The following is a 16,778-nucleotide window of genomic DNA, read 5'->3' as shown; positions in this document are numbered from 1 at the left end:
CCCGAGGGTCAGATCAGGCCGGCAACGGACACCGCCGGAGCCGGGCCGTACGTGGTGGTGCGCTGACGAACCGGTCGTCCGATGCCGTCGGCGATCTCGTGCAGTTCCGCAACGGTCTTCTCCGAACCGTTCTGCGAACCCGCCATGCGTGAGATCGTCTCCTCCATCAGGGTCCCGCCCAGATCGTTCGCGCCCCCGTTCAGCATCGCCTGTGTACCCGTGATTCCCAATTTCACCCATGAGGTCTGAATATTGTCGATTCGGCCGTGCAGCATGATCCGGGCCAAAGCATGCACGGCGCGGTTGTCCCGGTTGGTCGGGCCGGGTCGCGAGGCCCCGGCCAGATACAGCGGCGAGGACTGGTGCACGAACGGCAGCGGCACGAACTCGGTGAACCCACCGGTCTTGTCCTGGATCTTCTTGAGCACGTTCAGATGGCCGACCCAGTGCGACGGATTGTCGACGTGGCCGTACATCATCGTCGAACTCGACCGCAGACCGACCTCGTGCGCGGTGGTGATCACTTCGATCCACTCGGCCGCGGGCAGCTTGCCCTTGGTGAGTACCCAGCGGACCTCGTCGTCGAGAATCTCCGCGGCCGTTCCCGGGATCGAGTCCAGCCCCGCGGCCCGGAGTTCGGTGAGCCACTCACGGATCGACTGACCGCCCCGCGATGCCCCGTTGACGATCTCCATCGGAGAGAAGGCGTGCACGTGCATCGACGGCACCTTGGCCTTGACCGCGCGAACCAGATCGGCGTAACCCGTCACCGGCAGTTCGGGGTCGATCCCGCCCTGCATGCACACCTCGGTGGCCCCGACGACGTGCGCTTCCCACGCCCGATCGGCGACCTCGGTGGTGGACAACGTGAATGCGTCGGCGTCACCCTTGCGCTGAGCGAACGCGCAGAAACGGCAGCCGGTGTAGCAGATGTTGGTGAAGTTGATGTTCCGGTTCACCACGTAGGTGACGGTGTCTCCGTTGACCTGCTTGCGCAGATCGTCGGCGAGGGCAGCGACAGCGTCCATTCCCGGGCCCTCGGCGGTCGCGAGCGCGAGGTACTGCTCGTCGGACAACCCGGCCGGGTCCTTCTCCGCAGCCGTCAACGCCGAGACCAGGTCCCGGTCCACCCGTTCGAGGCCCGCGAGATCACGCACCTGCTCGCGGATCGAATCCCAGTCGCCGAACGCATTCGCCAGATCCGAACGCGTCTCGGTGTTACGCCCCTGGGTGTCGATCTCGGTGTTCAGGTCGACGCGGCCCGAGGACTCCCACTCCTCGTCCGGCTCCTGCCACGGCAGCCCCGTCGGGTTCACGTTCTCGCGCGCCATGCCCGTTTCGGGATCGGCCAGCGCCCGCACGTGCGCCGATATGCGCGGATCGATCCACGGAGCACCGGCGAGGACGTACTGCGGCTGCGCTGCAACACGTTCCACCAAGCGGTAGCCCGCCTTGTCGGACAGTTCCGCCAGGGTGTCGAGGTTCGGCCACGGCCGCTCGGGATTGACGTGATCGGGGGTCAGAGGCGAGACCCCGCCCCAATCGTCGACGCCTGCGCCCAGCAACGCTGCGGTCTCCTCCGCTGCCACCAGGTTCGGCGGAGCCTGAATCCGCATCGACGGGCCGACCACCATCCGCGTCACCGCGATCGTCGCCAGGAATTCCTCGAGACCGGCGTCGGGAACGGACCGCATCGCGGTATCGGACTTGGCCAGGAAGTTCTGCACGATGATTTCTTGCACGTGCCCGAAAGATTTGTGCACCTTGCGAATTGCCATGATCGACTCGGCGCGGTCACGCTGCGTCTCGCCGATACCGACCAGAATGCCGGTCGTGAACGGAATGTTGAGCCGTCCCGCGTCGGTCAGCGTGCGCAGGCGAACCTCGGGATCCTTGTCCGGACTGCCGTAGTGCGCCTGCCCCTTCTCCTCGAACAACCGACGCGAGGTGGTCTCGAGCATCATCCCCATCGACGGAGCGACCGGCTTGAGGCGCGAGAGTTCCTGCCACGACATCACACCGGGATTGAGGTGCGGCAGCAAACCTGTCTCCTCGAGCACCCTGATCGACATCGCACGCACGTAGTCGAGTGTGGAGTCGTAGCCGCGGGAGTCGAGCCACGCCTTGGCCTCCGGCCACCGCTCCTCCGGCCGGTCGCCGAGAGTGAACAGCGCTTCCTTGCAGCCCAGCGCGGCAGCCTTGCGGGCGACGTCGATGATCTCGTCGGGATCCATGAACATCCCGTGCCCGGAAGCGTTGAGCTTGCCCGGGACCGTGACGAACGTGCAGTAGTGGCACTTGTCGCGGCACAACCGGGTGATGGGTACGAACACCTTTCGCGAGTACGACACCGTCTTCGGACGCCCCGCCGACTCGAGACCCGCATCACGAACCCGCGCAGCCGACGCCATCAGATCCACCAGATCGTCCCCACGCGCGTACAGCAGAACCGTCGCCTCGTCGACGTTCAACGAGACTCCGTCCCGGGCACGACGCAGAACGCGGCGCATGGCAGAAGCAGCTGGAGCGGTGTCAGGCAACGAAGTCACCAGTCGATCATGCGCTTCCTGGTACGCACGTGCCACCCACCCCTCCCCTACTCGGGTCATTCCGCAGACTCCACTCCCGGCTTGCTAGGTCATTCCGCAGACTCCACTCCCGGCTTGCTAGGTCATTCCGCAGGCTCCACTCCCGGCTACTCGGGTCGTTCCGCAGGCTCCGGGGTGGTGGATACCAAACGACACCCATAGGTTTGTACCCGTGACAACGATGACCGATCCACAGTGGCAACCGTCTCCGCGCGCACGTCTGCTCTGGGCTCTGAGTGCCGGTCTGCTGTGGGTACCGATCTTCGTCGCCCAGATCGTGTGGGCAATCGTCGACTCGAATTGGACGACCTGGCCGCATGTGGCCGTCCTCGTCGCCTCGGTGGTGCTCGCTGTGCTGCACATCGCGATCGTGCCCCAGTGGCGGTATCGCGTGCATCGCTGGGAGATCAGCGACACCGCGGTCTACACCCGCACCGGCTGGCTGAGCCAGGAGCGACGCATCGCACCGATCTCGCGGGTACAGACCGTCGACACCGAGCGCGGACCTCTCGATCGCCTGCTGGGGTTGGCCACGGTCACGGTCACGACGGCGTCCTCTGCCGGCGCGGTGAAGATCACGGCGCTCGACCAGGAAGTCGCGGACAAGACGGTCGCGCGACTCACCGACATCGCCGGCCGTACCGTCGGAGACGCAACGTGACCGTTGGTGACCCTCAGGATCAGGCAGAACTGCTGGCCGTCGAGGAGGAGCAACCGTGGCTGCGCCTGGACAAGCGAATGTTGTTGGTACATCCGGTGAACGAGGGCATCAAGCTCCTGCCCGTATTGCTGATCTCGTTCTTCGTCGGCAGCCAGAGCGGTAACCACTACTGGAGTCTCGGCATTCTCGTGGTCGTCGTGGTGTTCGCGATCCTGCGGTGGTTCACCACCAGTTACCGGATCGGTCCGGTGCACGTGCAGCTGCGCAGCGGGGTGCTGCAGAAGAAAGTTCTGTCCATTCCGCGCAACAGGATTCGGTCGGTCGATGTGGAGGCCAACGTTCTGCACCGGGTGCTGGGGCTGTCCATCCTGCGTATCGGCACCGGCCGACAAGCGGGCAACGGCGAGGCCTTCGAGCTCAACGCTCTCGACACATCACTGGTGCCTGCGCTTCGTGGAGATCTGCTGCAGCGGGTCTCTGGACAGATACCGACGTCCGACGGGATGCCAACGGCGGCATCGGGGCCCGAAGTGGAGATCGCTCACTGGCAGTTCTCGTGGGTGCGGTTCGCACCGTTCTCCATCACCGGCATCGTCACCATCGCCGCGGCCGTCGGTGTGCTGTTCCAGTACGGACTCGGGCGAACATTGGCGGAGTCCTCGGTGGTCTCCAACAGTATCGATTCCGCAGAGCAACTGGGAATCGCATTGTTCGTGGTCGTGGCCCTGATTGCGCTGCTGGTCGTGTCGAGCATCTTCGCGTGCGTTCGCTACCTGTTGACCTACGCCAACCTGACGGTCACCGATCAGGGGCGCACGCTGCACGTCAGTCACGGACTGCTGCGGACCCGTCAGTCGACACTCGATCGCAAGCGGCTGCGCGGCACGTCACTGTCCGAACCACTGCTGCTGCGCGCGGTGAAAGGTGCCAGGCTCGACGCCATCATGACCGGCGTCAGCGCCGAGAAGAAGGAATCGTCGCTGCTGCTCCCCCAGGCCCCGCGCGCCGAGGCACTCCGCATGATGACCACGGTCCTCGGCGACGCCGGGTTGCACGGCGGTGCCGACCGCCCCCTGCTGCAGCACGGACCTGCGGCGCGGCGTCGCCGCCACACCCGGGCGGTGCTGCCGGTGGTGGTCATCGCGGCCGGCCTTTCAATCGCGCAGTACGTCGGCGCGCCCATCCCGATACTCGCCTGGATCACGCTCGGGGTGTTGTTCCTCGCCGCCTTCGGGCTCGCGCACGATCGCTTCCGTGGACTCGGCCACGCGGTACTGCCCGGTTGGCTCATCACCCGACACGGCTCGCTCGACAGGAGTCGGCACAGCCTCGAGGCCGCAGGCATCATCGGCTGGACGGTGCGGCAGACGTTCTTCCAGCGTCGCGCCGGGGTGGCCACCATCGTCGCCGCTACTCCGGCCGGCGTCGGCCACTACGAGGTGATCGACATCCCCATCGAGAACGCGTGGGCGATGATCGACGCCGTCACCCCTGGTGCCGGGGACATCTGGCTGCACCGAACCTGACATGACGCGGCCGCAGAGCATCGAGGAACTCGACCTCGCAGTGTCGGAATGCCGCGCCTGCCCGCGTCTGGTGCAATGGCGCGAGCAGGTCGCGCTCGAGAAGCGAGCCGCTTTTGCGAACGAAACATATTGGGGTAGAGCGGTTCCCAGTTTCGGACCCGCCGACGCGGCCATGCTGATCGTCGGGCTGGCCCCGGCAGCGCACGGCGGCAACCGCACCGGCCGGATGTTCACCGGAGACCGAAGCGGGGACGTTCTCTATCGCGCGATGCATGCGGTCGGTTTGCCCAACCAACCCACCGCGACACATATCGGAGACGGGTTGGCGCTCAACGGAGTTCGCATTGCCGCGCCGGTGCACTGCGCTCCACCGCAGAACAAGCCGACTCCCGCCGAGCGAGATGCATGCAGGCCCTGGCTGGACGACGAATTGCGGTTGCTGCGCCCGACGCTACGGTCGGTGCTCGTTCTCGGCGCCTTCGGCTGGCAGTCCCTGTTGCCCATACTGGCGGCCAATGGATGGGAGATACCAAGGCCTGCACCGAAGTTCGGGCATGGAGCCAAGCTCGATCTGGGCTCGATCACCGTGTTCGCCAGCTATCACGTCAGCCAGCGAAACACCTTCACCGGACTGTTGACTCCGACGATGATCGAGGACGTACTGCGGGATGCGGGTCGGCATGCACACTTGCTGTGATCGCCTTCATCCGGAACATGAACAGCAGCACTCCCGCGGGGCCCGCTCCGGCAACGATCAGCAGCATGGTGCGCCAATCGGCGAGCAGGAGAACGTCGCCGCCAGGCCCGCCGAACATGCACAGCAGAACCGCGGCGAACCATCCGATCAAGGGTGACGCCACCCAGAGCGGCCGCTCGGCGACCTTGCGCGCCGCCAGGATCAACGCGACGTTGGCAACTCCGCCGAGCAGTGCGCTGACGGGGAATTGCACCGAACCGAGGTAGGTCGGGAGAAAGAAGACCGACAGAATTCCGGACAGAAAGCCGTCGAACACCAGCACTGCGACCGTCGCCCAGGACACCAGGGCGACAGTATTGGATGCAGCTTTCGAGATCATGCGCCCAATACTGCCTTGACCCTGGTTGTTTCAGTGCGCCGGCACTCAGGAAACCGGCGGGTACCCGAGCGAGGTGAGCAGATTGCTCGCGCCCATGGCGATCTGACCCAGAACGTACTGGTACAGATCTGCCTGTGCGCCGAACTGCGGCTTGAGAGAATCGACGAACGCGACGATGGCGTCCTGCACTACCCAGTTGTACATGTGTGTTCCGCCCCTGCTGTGGTGAGATCGATGCCGTGGTCATTCAGTGATGCGAAGCACAGCCTAGTACGCCTGCGAAAAGGTCCGTCTCCCTGCCCGTCGCATCGCTGCCGGATTCGCCCCGCACGAGCACGTACTGCTCGTCGAGCAATATCGGCTGGGCGATGTCGTTGGACAGTGCGTACTCGTTGCCCGACGGCGCGACGGTCACCTGAGTCGCATGTGCGCGCAGTGCTTCCCGCTTGGCGTCGAGCACGCCCCGAATGTCGATACTGGTGGTGATCGTGCTTTCCGGGACGCTGGGCAGCTCACCGTCGACCGGCAGTCGCCATCCGGCCGGAAGCTCGTCGATCGCGGCGAGACCCGACTGCAGTTGATCGTGTCCGGTGACGGTCCAGTAGAACTTCGACACCTCCCACGGCGCTCCGGCAACGGGGTAGACCTCGGTTCCGCAGATCTCGACGGCCTCGGTCACCAGCGAGTGCACCTGCTGGTGATCGGGGTGGCCGTACCCGCCCTCGGGGTCGTAACCGACGACGACCTGCGGCCGGAGCTCCCGCATGACCGCCACGAGCGCTCCGAGGGCCTCGTCACGGTCCGCGTTGACGAATGCGCGCGGTTTGCGAGCCGCCGACGTCCCTGCCATCCCGGAATCCCGCCAGCGTCCGGCACCGCCGAGAAAGCGCGGCGGGTTGCAGCCCAGGGCAGCGAGCGCGCGGTGCAATTCCAGGATCCGGTAGCCGCCGAGCTGATCAGCGCGATCGACCACCAGATCGGCCCATGTCTCACCGATCACTTCTCCCTCCTCGCCGAGCGAGCAGGTGAGCACCGTGACCTCGGCCCCGGCGCGGACGTAATGCGCGATGGTGCCGCCGGTGGTGATGGTTTCGTCGTCCGGATGCGCGTGTACCAGGAGCAACCGCTGTGGCTCCGTCATCGCCTGATCCGTCATTGCCTGCCCTGTCATCGCTGGTTACTCGCCGTTCGTTCTGTCGTCCGTGTCACTGCCGGCATCGGCATCACTGCTGTCATCGGCCGAGCAGCTGCGCCAGATGCGGCAGCGATAGTGCCGTCACATCGGGTGCAGCAAGGTAATCCGGGTACGGCCCGCCGTCGCGATGGATCCAGGCGGTCGCCAAGCCTGCACGATGCGCGCCGTCGATGTCCCAGGGATGAACCGCGACGAGCATGGCGTCCTCGGGCTTCGCGCCGCACTGTTCGAGTGCGTAGCGGTAGGAGTCCGCGTGCGGCTTCCATCGACCGGCGGCCTCCACCGACAGCAACGACTCGAAAGTCTCGCGCACTCCGGCCTTGTCCAGCAGAGTCTGTGCCACCTGGACCGAACCGTTGCTCAGAGTGATCAGCCGGATGCCGAGTGCTGCCAGAGCAGTCACTCCCTCGACCACATCGGAATGAACGTCGAGCTCCGCGAAACCACCCATGATGTGGTCCACCGCGGCGTCCAGATCCGAGTTCGAGGCGGTGTCGAACAGCAGCGAACGAAGCGAACCGGAACCGATGACGGCGAAGGGCTGGGCAGCATCCGCTGCTGCCAACGCGAAGCCGTCACGGAGCAGGCCCGCGAACCACGTCGCGAACAAGTGCGGCGGAGCGCCCACGTCGGCGAACCGTGCCGGCATCGTGGACATGTCGGACAACGTCTCGTTCACGTCGAACACGATGACGGCGGGGCGATCGATGCGAGTCACCGGGGCGTCCGCATCCACTGCGGAGCGCCGGCGAAGATCCCGACCTCGACCGGGCCGGTCAGCGAGACGCCGGTGATGCCGGGTACGGCGGCCACCACGGACGCGTCCTGCATGATCGGCAGCGTCGACGCCAGCGACCACAGCCTCGGCTCGACGTCGTTTCTGGCCACGGAGGACTCGAGACCGCCCACCAGTGCCCTGTCGATCGTCGGTTGCAGTTCCGGAACACACAGGCCGGACAGATTTCGCGGTATCTCGACGCCGTCGCCGCTGCTGTCGGCGGGCTCGTCGACGCAGCCGAACCGGGAGGCGAGGGCCGTGGCGGGGTCGACTCCCGCGCTGGTCCATCCGACCACCGCGTCGACGGTTCCGTCGGTCAACGCCGTCGAGTACAGCTCGTCGGCGGGAAGTGGGGTCACGGTCGCATCGATGCCTGCGCCGACGAGTTCGTCTGCGGCCGTTCCGGCGACCGCGAGCGCGATGTCGTCGTTCTCGACGGCACCGATCACGAACCGCAACGCGGTGCCGGTCGCGTCCGCAAGCCTGGTGACACTCGGGCCCGGAGCGCTGGTGGCCGTCGGGTCAGGACTTGTCGTCGGAGCGGCGGTGGTCGGCGCGCTCGGGTTCGGGGTCGATGTCACCACGGCATCGGGTGTCGGTACGAACCCGGCCCGTTCGAGCAGTTGGAGGGCAGCTGTTCTGCCGATGGGGGCCGGTGCCGTCGCGGTGTATCCGGGGTCGGACGGCGAGGACAGCTGCGCTGCAGCCCGGCGATCCGTCGCGCCACCGCCTGCTCCGACCGTCGCCAGCAGATCGGGGTCGAGTAGACCCAGTATCCCCTGTCGCACAATCGAATTCGACATGTTCGGCGCTCGCCCGTTGACCGTCATCGACAGCACTCGGGATTGCCGGATGGTGTCGGTCCGCACGCCGGGAATTGCCGAGAGTTGGGCTCGCAGGGCCGAGTCGCCACGAACCTGGGCGATCTGAGCGTCACTGGACCGCAGTGAATCGGCCAGCTGCGCGGAGGTGCCCCCGCGGCGGATGAGGATCTGGTCGGGTGATGCGGGCTCGCCCCAGAATCGGTCGTTGCGTTCGAGCAGAATCTCGTCCCGACCCCGGTCGACGGTCTTGATGTTGAACCGAGAACCGGAGACCGGCACATTGTCCGTCAGGCCGCCCTGAAAACCGCCGGGTGAGTCCTTGAGCAGATGCGAGGGCACCAGATCGGCGAACAGTCGCTGCCAGGCCGGGTACGGCGCCGAGAGTGTCACGTCGACCGTCTTGCCACCGCCCGAGGATGCGACGTCGTCGATCAAGGCGTACCCGGCCGGATCGACGACGCCGGGCTGAGTGGTCATCTGCTGCCACAGGTAGCGGAAATCCTCGGCGGCGATCGGCGCGCTGTCGGACCACTGGGCCTCGTTGCGCAGCTGATAGCGAATGGTGAACGGCGATTGCGACGTCACCTCGGCCGAGATCAACAGCGACAGGTCCGGTTCCCAGGTCGTCACCCCGGTGTCCGGGTCGCGCGAGGGACGGAACGGGCTGGGCAGTACCAGCGAACCGACCGCGGCAGTGGCGGGCGACTGATCTGCCAGAAGATGGGGGTTGAAGCCGATGCCGACATCGTCGATGGCGACGACGACCGGGTCACCGGTCTTCGCCGGCACCATCGTGGTGCTGACCGTGGTCTCGATGCTCTCGATCGGGGGCGGGGGATCCGCAGTGCACGCGGTGAGTACCAGAGCGATGGCAGAAACCAGAACCGTCGGCATCAGCACCTTGCGCAACGAGGATCTCCTTCGTAGTCGGCTACCTTGTGCGACAGAAGCGACGCGCCCCACAAGGGTGACACGTCGCTTCTGCCGCACGAAGTGAGTCTTAGAGAGCAGCCTTGTCGCGAGTCTTGCTCCGCGAACGCTCACGAGCGCGCTCGTTGGAATCGAGGTGCACCTTGCGGACGCGGACGACCTCGGGGGTCACCTCGACGCACTCGTCGCCAGCACAGAACTCCATGGCCATTTCCAGGTCCAGCTTCTTGGGCTTGGCCAGGGTCTCCATGACGTCTGCGGAGGACTGACGCATGTTGGTCAGCTTCTTCTCGCGGGTGACGTTGATGTCGAGGTCTTCTTGACGCGGGTTGATGCCCACGACCATGCCCTCGTAGGTGTCTGCGCCCGGCTCGACGAAGAACGTGCCGCGATCGGCCAGCTGGATCATCGCGAACGGAGTGACGGTGCCGTGACGGTCCGACACGAGCGAGCCGGTGTGGCGCGCGCGGATCTCACCGGCCCACGGTGCGTACCCGTGGAAGACGGCGTTGGCGATACCGGTACCGCGAGTGTCCGTGAGGAACTCGGTGCGGAAACCGATCAGGCCACGCGACGGAACGATGAATTCCATGCGAACCCAGCCTGCGCCGTGGTTCGTCATCTGGACCATCTTGCCCTTGCGTGCGGCGAGCAGCTGAGTGACGGCACCGAGGTACTCCTCCGGTGTGTCGACCATGAGCTCTTCGAAGGGCTCGTGCAGTTTGCCGTCGACCGTCTGGGTGACCACCTGGGGCTTGCCGACGGTGAGCTCGAAGCCCTCACGACGCATCTGCTCGACGAGGATGGCGAGAGCGAGCTCGCCACGACCCTGGACCTCCCAGGCATCGGGGCGACCGATGTCGAGGACCTTGAGCGAGACGTTACCGATGAGCTCCTGGTCCAGACGGCTCTTGACCATGCGCGAGGTCAGCTTGTGGCCGCTGACGCGTCCGACGAGCGGGCTCGTGTTGGTGCCGATGGTGACCGAGATGGCCGGCTGGTCGACGGTGATGCGCGGCAGGGCAACCGGGTTCTCGAGGTCGGCGAGGGTGTCGCCGATCATGATGTCCGGGAAGCCTGCGACGGCGACGATGTCTCCTGCAACACCCTTCTCGCCGGGCACGCGCTCGACGCCGATGGTGTTGAGCAGCTCGGTGATCTTGGCCTTCTGGACGACGGGCTCGCCGTCGACCTCACGCATCCAGCTCACGGTCTGGCCCTTGGAGAGCTGTCCGTTGTGGATACGAACCAGGGCGAGGCGACCGAGGAAGGCCGACGCGTCGAGGTTGGTGACGTGCGCCTGCAGCGGAGCGTCGACGTTGCCCTTGGGCGCGGGGACGTAGCTGAGCAGGACCTCGAAGAGCTCGTCGAGGTTCTCGGCGTCGGGGGCGTGGCCGTTCTCGGGCTGAACCTTCGAGGCCTTGCCTTCACGGCCGGAGGCGTAGAGAACCGGAAGGTCCAGCGCCAACTCGGCGGCTTCGGATGCCTCGTCGTCCAGGTCGGACGCGAGGTCGAGGAGCAGATCGTGGCTCTCCGAGACGACCTCTTCGATACGCGCGTCGGGACGGTCGGTCTTGTTCACGACCAGAATCACCGGCAGCGAGGCGGCGAGCGCCTTGCGGAGCACGAAGCGGGTCTGCGGAAGCGGGCCCTCGGATGCGTCGACGAGGAGGACGACACCGTCGACCATGGACAGGCCGCGCTCGACCTCTCCGCCGAAGTCGGCGTGGCCGGGGGTGTCGATCACGTTGATGACGGTGATGGTGCCGTCGGCATTGCGCTTGTGGACGGCCGTGTTCTTGGCCAGGATCGTGATGCCTTTTTCTTTTTCGAGGTCACCCGAGTCCATGACGCGGTCGATCGCTTCGGCACGTTCCTCGAACGCGCCGGACTGTCGAAGCATGGCGTCGACCAGGGTGGTCTTGCCGTGGTCGACGTGTGCAACGATGGCGACGTTGCGGAAAGTGGTGGTGCTGTCGATGTTGTCTGCACTGCTTGGGGCGCTCACGCGAAAAATTCTCCTGGAGTCGAATGCGGGCTCTTGTTCGCTAGCGGGCTTATGTCGCTAGAGAAGCGCGCTGCACCGCGAGGTTCTCGCGACTGATCGAGTTTACCCGTAGTTCGGCAGTGCCCCGCGCCACCCTCAGGTCTGTGACCTGCGCCACCCATTAGTCTTGGTGCTCATGGGCAAGATAAAGGCCGCAGATGTCTCGGGGATGAAGCCCAAGAAAAAATGCTGCCGCAAGAAGGTTCGTTGCATCAAATGCCCCGTCGTGATCATGCGAATGAAGAAGCTGGAATCCGCGGGCGCGACCAAGAAAGACCTCAAGAAAGGCCTGAAGACCGCTCGGGCGAAGTGAGCAGAATTTCCTGCAACTCGGGCATCCAGAGTCGGTCGGCATCGACCAGATCCATCGTCGGCAGGGTTTCTGCGTCCACCCACCGTAGAGCCGAATGTTCAAGTGCTGCAGGAACTCCCGAGATGAGGCAGGCCCGGTACGCGCGGAGCACGAGACCGCCGGGCAGGTCGACGTCGCCGGTGAGCGCCGCGCCGATCGAGCACTCCACTCCCAGTTCCTCACGCAGCTCGCGCACCAGGGCCGCGTCCTCCGACTCCCCCGGCTCCACCTTGCCGCCGGGCAGTTCCCACCGGCCGGCCAGCTCGGGCGGACGAGTTCGTTGGGCGAGCAGCAGCCTGCCCTGGTGCGTCAATGCGGCTGCGACAACCACAGCGGCGGGGGTACCGGACATGCCACCATCTTTCTATGACCGAACTGCTGACCGACCGAGACATCGAGGACGCCCGACTCGCCGAATGGACCGTGGACGGGAAATCGCTGACGCGCACCGTCGAACTGGCGTCGTTTCCAGCGGCGATCCAGGCGGTGAACCGCGTGGCCGAGGCCGCGGAAGAGGCGGATCATCACCCCGACATCGACATCAGATGGCGGACGCTCACGTTCACGCTCTCGACGCACAGCGCGGGAGTGGAGCCTGCAGGAACGACCCAGAAGAAGGTCAGCGGGCTCACACAGAAGGATGTGGATCTGGCGCGTCGGATCGATGCCCTGATTGCGACTTGATGCGTCCGGCATAGACGACCCAGCCCAGGAACAGGGCCGCTCCGACGACATCGACCGCACCGGCCCACGCCTCGAGGCCGGGACGGGGAATGGTCCAGATCGATTCCTGGAAAAAGCTGAGCAGCCACGGCACACCCACGGTGACCGTCACCAACCAGTAGCCCGCGACGATCTTCGACCCGGCGACGTCGCGTAGCGGCCCGTGCACCAGCCAGATTACCATCGGGATCACCCAGATCCAGTGATGCGACCACGAGATGGGCGAGATCAGCAGGCCGAGGAGCTGCACGATCACCAGCGTGCCCAGATGGTCCTCGCGCCCGATCGCCCGCCATGCCGCGATCGCAAGTCCTGTCGCGAGTACGGCGGCGGCGAGCCACACCGGCCCCTGCCCGACGTCCTCCCCCGCGATCCGGCTGAGCGCGCCCCGCAGGGACTGATTCCAGACCGAGCCGACGGGGCCGATTCGGTCGGCATCGCCGAGCAGCGTGGTGAAGTAGGTGGCCGCCTGGTGTCCGAGCGCCGCGTAGCTGACCGCGACGGTGAGGGCGAAGGCCACTGCCGAGAACGCCGCTGCCTTCCACCGCCGAGTGGCCAGGAAGTACAGGCCGGTGATGGCCGGGGTCAGCTTGATTCCGGCAGCGAACCCGACCAGCCCGCCTGCCACCCACCATCTGCTGCTGCGTACCGCGACAATCGCCAGCAGCACCAGGAACACGTTGACCTGGCCGTAGTCCAGGGTCGTTCGAACGGGTTCGGACCACAGACCAAGCGCGGTCCACAGCATCGCGATACGCACCCAGCGCGGCTCGGCGGCACGCTCGTCGCCCAGAACCATCGACAGCGTCAGCTTCACCACGGCGAACAGCGCGATCATGGTCGCGGCCTGCCAGAGCACTCCGACCAGCGTGAACGGCAGATAGTGCAGCGGAAAGAACACGAGCGCGGCGAAAGGCGGGTACGTGAACGGGAGCGGGAAGTCCGGGGTCTGCACCGAGTACGTGTAGTCGTACAGATTTCCGCCGAGAAGTGTCGCGGAGCCGTCGACGTAGACGTGCAGGTCAACGAGGTTCATACCGTTGGGCGTCGCGAAGGCCCAGACGAATCGGCTGATCACCGAGACCGCGAGCAGAACGGGGGCCAGCCGAACAAGTCGGTTCACTGTGCGTGCGGTTCCGTTCGGTATCGATGCCGTGTATCGATCGTCGAGCTTATAGGGCTCAGCTCACGCGCCCCAACCACCGATGCACCCGAGTAACATTTGCATCACCTTTCACACTGACAACTTCAGTAACAGGTTATCGTGTGCGTCTGCGGAGAATTCGCAGCGTGTGACCAATAGACTGCCCTGGCATAGATGCGACGGGGGAGGGCTCGATCGACAACAGCTGTACATCGGGGATTGCGCTACATAGAGTGACCCCTCGAGCACCGGCTGTCGCCGTGGGCCCGCGTCATGATCAGAATGGGGAATATCACCGTGCTTCGTACCCGCGGAACGCGTCGCGTAGTTACAGCTTTCGCCGTAGCCGCAGCCGCCGCACTAGTCGTGCCGACCAGCGCATCCGCACAGCCGTTGGTGCCGATGGCACCGGCAGATCTGCCCGCAGCACCGGCCGATCCCGCTGCTCTGATCGCTCAGTTCCTTCCCGCCCCCGGTGAGCCGATGCCCAACCTGGCCGAGGTGGAAGCACTCGCCTCGTTCGCACCGGCCATCGTCGGTGCCGCAGCCGGACCTGCCGACGTGGGAGCCGCCCCGGCCGCCGACCTGCTCGGTCAGGCCCGCGCGCTGCTCGAGACGGCGCAGCTGCCGGACCAGGTCAAGTCCCTGCTCGAACGGGTCATCACGTTCCTTGACGGCTCCGGCGGCGGCGGACCTGAACTGCCGTCCGACGGACCCGTCATCGCCCAGTTCTTGTACCCGACGCTCGGCGTGGGATGCATCTCCGACACCGCCGATTCCGTCGGAACCGCCTTGGCCGTACCCGGCCCAGCCACCCTGCCGCCTCCCGGACCCGGCGCAGGTCAGGCCGGCTTCGTCTTCACCGCTCTCGGCACCGCCCCGATTGCCGCCGAGCAGGCAGCTCCTCTGACGGTGACCTGGCTCAACATCGACAACCGTCGCTCGGGCACCCAGGATCTCACCGGCGCATCCATGATCAACACCGACGGTCCGGCGACGTTGTCCGCGATCGCCGACACCGGCCCCGGACGCGTTCTCTCGGTCGTCTCCGGTTCGATCACCACGCAGTCGAAGGAAGACCCGGCGGCAGCACCGCGCAGCTGCACCTTCCTGCCCACCATCGGTACGGTCTACGTCCCGTAGCTCGTATCTGCACTACTGACGCACTTCGCCCCCGGCTTCCGCGAGAAGCCGGGGGCGAACTGTTCGTGGGGTGAATTCGGAAAGAATATGCACGGGTTCTACGAATGCCGTGCTGCATTCGTAGATTGTCGGAAAAGAATTACATCGATGTTGTTTCAGAGAATGTCAGCGGCAGATTTCGACCACTGCCCGTAATCAGCCTTCAGAATATTGTTGATGTCGACTTCGACTCCGCCCACGAAATCCTTGTCGATTCGGATCTGATGAATGTGCGCGTCGGGATGAACGAAGCCCTTCGGCGTTCCCCAATTGTGCTGCCAATACCACCGGCCGAGGCCTGCGACCGAGGCCAATTCGATGGTCGGTGAATTGGCGTAGATTCCCGTGTTCTCGGCTCCGATCACCGACTGCCAGCCCAGGATGTACGGCGCGATCAGGGTTGCGAACTCCACAGCGGTGGGGTTGTCGTCGATCGACGCGTAGATCGGGCGGTCTGCCGGACCACCGGCGGCGAGGTGGAGCTCGAGGCCTCGCTCTGCGTGCTTCACTCCCGCTGCGTACCCGCCACGCCAATCGGACGTGGCCCCCTTACCGAACTGGTAGTTCGAGACCACTTCCAGGCCCGCGGATGTCAAGGCATCGGCCTCGGACTTGCGCATCGGCTTCCCGATCATCCAGTTCGCATCCGGTCGCCGATCGGACACGTAGCGGACAGCTCCGAGGTGACCGGCATTCTTGATCGCGGATGCCGATGGCACCCCACCCGAGTAGTCGACGAGTGTGCCGAGCCCGGCGTCGGCGTGCGCGGTCGTCGAACCCAACGCAACCAATCCGACGGCGGCCGCGGACCCCGCGGCGGCGTACTTGAACAGTTCACGTCGCGAAACCTGCACAAAAATCTCCATCGTCGTTCGATCGCGGCGGCGCGCCTACCCGATAAATCGCACAACCACTGCTATCTTCCATCGTTTGTCGTATCCCACCACAATCCCATCGGTACCGCCAGCCCCACTGCTCACACCCACCCCGTTCCCCTCCGGCTTCACACGAGCACCTCGCGCACCCACGTCACGAACATGAATATGGTGGGGAGGACGACGCACGGACGAACGCGCTGAGGAGTGGATGGACATGGGCGTAACGCTTGCCAAGGGTGGAAATGTCTCGCTGACCAAAGAAGCACCGAATCTGACGGCGGTGAGCGTGGGACTCGGCTGGGATGTCCGCGCCACCACCGGCGGAGACTTCGATCTCGACGCAAGCGCCATCGGACTTCGCACCACGAAGAAGGCACTGAGCGACAGCTACTTCGTCTTCTACAACAACCTGCGCTCCCCCGACGGTGCCATCGAGCACACCGGCGACAACCGGACCGGCGAGGGCGAAGGTGACGACGAGAGCATCGATGTCGACCTGGCTGCCCTGACCCCGGAAGTGGACTCCATCGTCTTCCCGGTGTCCATTCACAACGCCGACGCCCTTGGCCAGAACTTCGGTCAGGTCGTCAACGCCTTCATTCGCGTGGTCGACAAGTCCGATGGGCGCGAACTCGCCCGTTTCGACCTCAGCGAGGACGCCTCCACCGAAACCGCGATGGTGTTCGGCGAGCTGTACCGACGCGGGGCCGAATGGAAGTTCCGCGCCATCGGCCAGGGCTATGCCTCGGGGCTGGAGGGAATCGTGCGCGACTTCGGCATCGACGTGGGGTGACGACAGTCACAGCCCGGCTTGTTGGGACCGTCTCGATTGAACAACGGAATCTTTCTGAGCTTGTGACGTCGAGATGATGTG

General features: G+C 65.3%; 17 protein-coding genes. 7 read left to right on the top strand and 10 right to left on the bottom strand.

Annotated features, from left to right (window positions below):
* Positions 1 to 8: 8 nt before the first annotated feature.
* Positions 9 to 2,609, bottom strand: a complete 2,601-nt coding sequence (locus tag CH283_RS03375; RefSeq protein ID WP_373557657.1) for a bifunctional FO biosynthesis protein CofGH — start codon at positions 2,607 to 2,609, stop codon at positions 9 to 11.
* Between the two features lie 160 nt (positions 2,610 to 2,769).
* On the opposite strand from CH283_RS03375, the gene CH283_RS03370 reads away from it, so the two are divergent.
* From CH283_RS03370 to CH283_RS03360, 3 genes are all read left to right on the top strand, one after another.
* Positions 2,770 to 3,249: a PH domain-containing protein gene (locus CH283_RS03370; protein WP_068052988.1), complete on the top strand. Its 480-nt coding sequence runs from the start codon at positions 2,770 to 2,772 to the stop codon at positions 3,247 to 3,249.
* Between the two features lie 77 nt (positions 3,250 to 3,326).
* A complete protein-coding gene (locus CH283_RS03365) occupies positions 3,327 to 4,775 on the top strand; it encodes a PH domain-containing protein (protein WP_255183073.1) in 1,449 nt (482 codons plus the stop codon).
* A gap of 1 nt (position 4,776) precedes the next feature.
* Entirely contained in the window at positions 4,777 to 5,472 is a 696-nt protein-coding gene (locus tag CH283_RS03360) for a uracil-DNA glycosylase (protein WP_094641241.1), read from the top strand.
* Here the strand turns inward: CH283_RS03360 and CH283_RS03355 are convergent.
* The 6 genes from CH283_RS03355 to typA form a co-directional block, all read right to left on the bottom strand.
* Positions 5,399 to 5,851 carry a hypothetical protein gene (locus tag CH283_RS03355; protein WP_068052980.1) on the bottom strand — a complete coding sequence of 151 codons (453 nt, stop codon included), beginning with the start codon at positions 5,849 to 5,851 and terminating at the stop codon, positions 5,399 to 5,401. The two genes, CH283_RS03360 and CH283_RS03355, sit on opposite strands and share 74 nt — an antisense overlap.
* A gap of 45 nt (positions 5,852 to 5,896) precedes the next feature.
* Positions 5,897 to 6,055 carry a hypothetical protein gene (locus CH283_RS28180; RefSeq protein ID WP_008714214.1) on the bottom strand — a complete coding sequence of 53 codons (159 nt, stop codon included), beginning with the start codon at positions 6,053 to 6,055 and terminating at the stop codon, positions 5,897 to 5,899.
* Between the two features lie 43 nt (positions 6,056 to 6,098).
* On the bottom strand, positions 6,099 to 6,992 hold the full coding sequence (gene mshB / locus CH283_RS03350) for an N-acetyl-1-D-myo-inositol-2-amino-2-deoxy-alpha-D-glucopyranoside deacetylase (RefSeq protein WP_094641538.1): 894 nt from the start codon (positions 6,990 to 6,992) through the stop codon (positions 6,099 to 6,101).
* Between the two features lie 91 nt (positions 6,993 to 7,083).
* Complete coding sequence (locus CH283_RS03345; RefSeq protein WP_255183063.1) at positions 7,084 to 7,764, bottom strand: haloacid dehalogenase type II; 681 nt, start codon at positions 7,762 to 7,764, stop codon at positions 7,084 to 7,086.
* Positions 7,761 to 9,542, bottom strand: coding sequence for an ABC transporter family substrate-binding protein (locus CH283_RS03340; RefSeq protein WP_094641239.1), 1,782 nt, complete (start codon positions 9,540 to 9,542; stop codon positions 7,761 to 7,763). The genes CH283_RS03345 and CH283_RS03340 overlap by 4 nt, the downstream gene beginning before the upstream one ends.
* Before the next feature lie 106 nt (positions 9,543 to 9,648).
* A complete protein-coding gene (typA, locus tag CH283_RS03335) occupies positions 9,649 to 11,586 on the bottom strand; it encodes a translational GTPase TypA (RefSeq protein WP_068052974.1) in 1,938 nt (645 codons plus the stop codon).
* 175 nt (positions 11,587 to 11,761) lie between these two features.
* Between typA and CH283_RS28175 the strand changes: the two genes are divergently transcribed.
* Positions 11,762 to 11,938, top strand: coding sequence for a hypothetical protein (locus CH283_RS28175; RefSeq protein WP_094609726.1), 177 nt, complete (start codon positions 11,762 to 11,764; stop codon positions 11,936 to 11,938).
* On the opposite strand, the gene CH283_RS03325 is transcribed toward CH283_RS28175, so the two are convergent.
* Positions 11,904 to 12,329 (bottom strand): (deoxy)nucleoside triphosphate pyrophosphohydrolase, encoded by a 426-nt coding sequence (locus CH283_RS03325; RefSeq protein WP_068052968.1) that lies wholly within the window; start codon positions 12,327 to 12,329, stop codon positions 11,904 to 11,906. The two genes, CH283_RS28175 and CH283_RS03325, sit on opposite strands and share 35 nt — an antisense overlap.
* Before the next feature lie 14 nt (positions 12,330 to 12,343).
* Between CH283_RS03325 and CH283_RS03320 the strand changes: the two genes are divergently transcribed.
* Positions 12,344 to 12,661 (top strand): 4a-hydroxytetrahydrobiopterin dehydratase, encoded by a 318-nt coding sequence (locus CH283_RS03320; protein ID WP_068052965.1) that lies wholly within the window; start codon positions 12,344 to 12,346, stop codon positions 12,659 to 12,661.
* Here CH283_RS03320 and CH283_RS03315 read toward each other — a convergent pair.
* A complete protein-coding gene (locus CH283_RS03315; protein WP_094641237.1) occupies positions 12,606 to 13,823 on the bottom strand; it encodes a mannosyltransferase in 1,218 nt (405 codons plus the stop codon). The genes CH283_RS03320 and CH283_RS03315 overlap by 56 nt on opposite strands.
* 303 nt (positions 13,824 to 14,126) lie before the next feature.
* On the opposite strand from CH283_RS03315, the gene CH283_RS03310 reads away from it, so the two are divergent.
* Entirely contained in the window at positions 14,127 to 14,987 is an 861-nt protein-coding gene (locus tag CH283_RS03310; RefSeq protein ID WP_068052996.1) for an Rv1157c family protein, read from the top strand.
* Between the two features lie 155 nt (positions 14,988 to 15,142).
* Here CH283_RS03310 and CH283_RS03305 read toward each other — a convergent pair whose 3' ends face one another.
* Positions 15,143 to 15,892, bottom strand: a complete 750-nt coding sequence (locus CH283_RS03305; RefSeq protein ID WP_094641235.1) for a DUF1906 domain-containing protein — start codon at positions 15,890 to 15,892, stop codon at positions 15,143 to 15,145.
* Positions 15,893 to 16,118: 226 nt separating this feature from the next.
* Between CH283_RS03305 and CH283_RS03300 the strand changes: the two genes are divergently transcribed.
* Positions 16,119 to 16,697 (top strand): TerD family protein, encoded by a 579-nt coding sequence (locus CH283_RS03300; RefSeq protein ID WP_068052993.1) that lies wholly within the window; start codon positions 16,119 to 16,121, stop codon positions 16,695 to 16,697.
* The last annotated feature ends 81 nt before the right edge of the window (positions 16,698 to 16,778 follow it).

The organism is Rhodococcus sp. 05-2254-2, from assembly GCF_002259095.1.
In the GTDB taxonomy this organism is placed as follows: domain Bacteria; phylum Actinomycetota; class Actinomycetes; order Mycobacteriales; family Mycobacteriaceae; genus Rhodococcoides.
The sequence above is the reverse complement of the archived record's forward strand: the minus strand, read 5'-3'. Positions and strand labels throughout refer to the sequence as shown.

What these genes read in the sequence shown, in the direction of transcription:
- CH283_RS03375 (WP_373557657.1), bottom strand. Translation starts at nt 2,609, where the DNA reads ATGACCCGAGTAGGGGAGGGGTGGGTGGCACGTGCGTACCAGGAAGCG.
- CH283_RS03370 (WP_068052988.1), top strand. Translation starts at nt 2,770, where the DNA reads ATGACCGATCCACAGTGGCAACCGTCTCCGCGCGCACGTCTGCTCTGG.
- CH283_RS03365 (WP_255183073.1), top strand. Translation starts at nt 3,327, where the DNA reads ATGTTGTTGGTACATCCGGTGAACGAGGGCATCAAGCTCCTGCCCGTA.
- CH283_RS03360 (WP_094641241.1), top strand. Translation starts at nt 4,777, where the DNA reads ATGACGCGGCCGCAGAGCATCGAGGAACTCGACCTCGCAGTGTCGGAA.
- CH283_RS03355 (WP_068052980.1), bottom strand. Translation starts at nt 5,851, where the DNA reads ATGATCTCGAAAGCTGCATCCAATACTGTCGCCCTGGTGTCCTGGGCG.
- CH283_RS28180 (WP_008714214.1), bottom strand. Translation starts at nt 6,055, where the DNA reads ATGTACAACTGGGTAGTGCAGGACGCCATCGTCGCGTTCGTCGATTCT.
- mshB (WP_094641538.1), bottom strand. Translation starts at nt 6,992, where the DNA reads ATGACGGAGCCACAGCGGTTGCTCCTGGTACACGCGCATCCGGACGAC.
- CH283_RS03340 (WP_094641239.1), bottom strand. Translation starts at nt 9,542, where the DNA reads ATGCCGACGGTTCTGGTTTCTGCCATCGCTCTGGTACTCACCGCGTGC.
- CH283_RS28175 (WP_094609726.1), top strand. Translation starts at nt 11,762, where the DNA reads ATGGGCAAGATAAAGGCCGCAGATGTCTCGGGGATGAAGCCCAAGAAA.
- CH283_RS03325 (WP_068052968.1), bottom strand. Translation starts at nt 12,329, where the DNA reads ATGTCCGGTACCCCCGCCGCTGTGGTTGTCGCAGCCGCATTGACGCAC.
- CH283_RS03320 (WP_068052965.1), top strand. Translation starts at nt 12,344, where the DNA reads ATGACCGAACTGCTGACCGACCGAGACATCGAGGACGCCCGACTCGCC.
- CH283_RS03310 (WP_068052996.1), top strand. Translation starts at nt 14,127, where the DNA reads ATGGGGAATATCACCGTGCTTCGTACCCGCGGAACGCGTCGCGTAGTT.
- CH283_RS03305 (WP_094641235.1), bottom strand. Translation starts at nt 15,892, where the DNA reads ATGGAGATTTTTGTGCAGGTTTCGCGACGTGAACTGTTCAAGTACGCC.
- CH283_RS03300 (WP_068052993.1), top strand. Translation starts at nt 16,119, where the DNA reads ATGGGCGTAACGCTTGCCAAGGGTGGAAATGTCTCGCTGACCAAAGAA.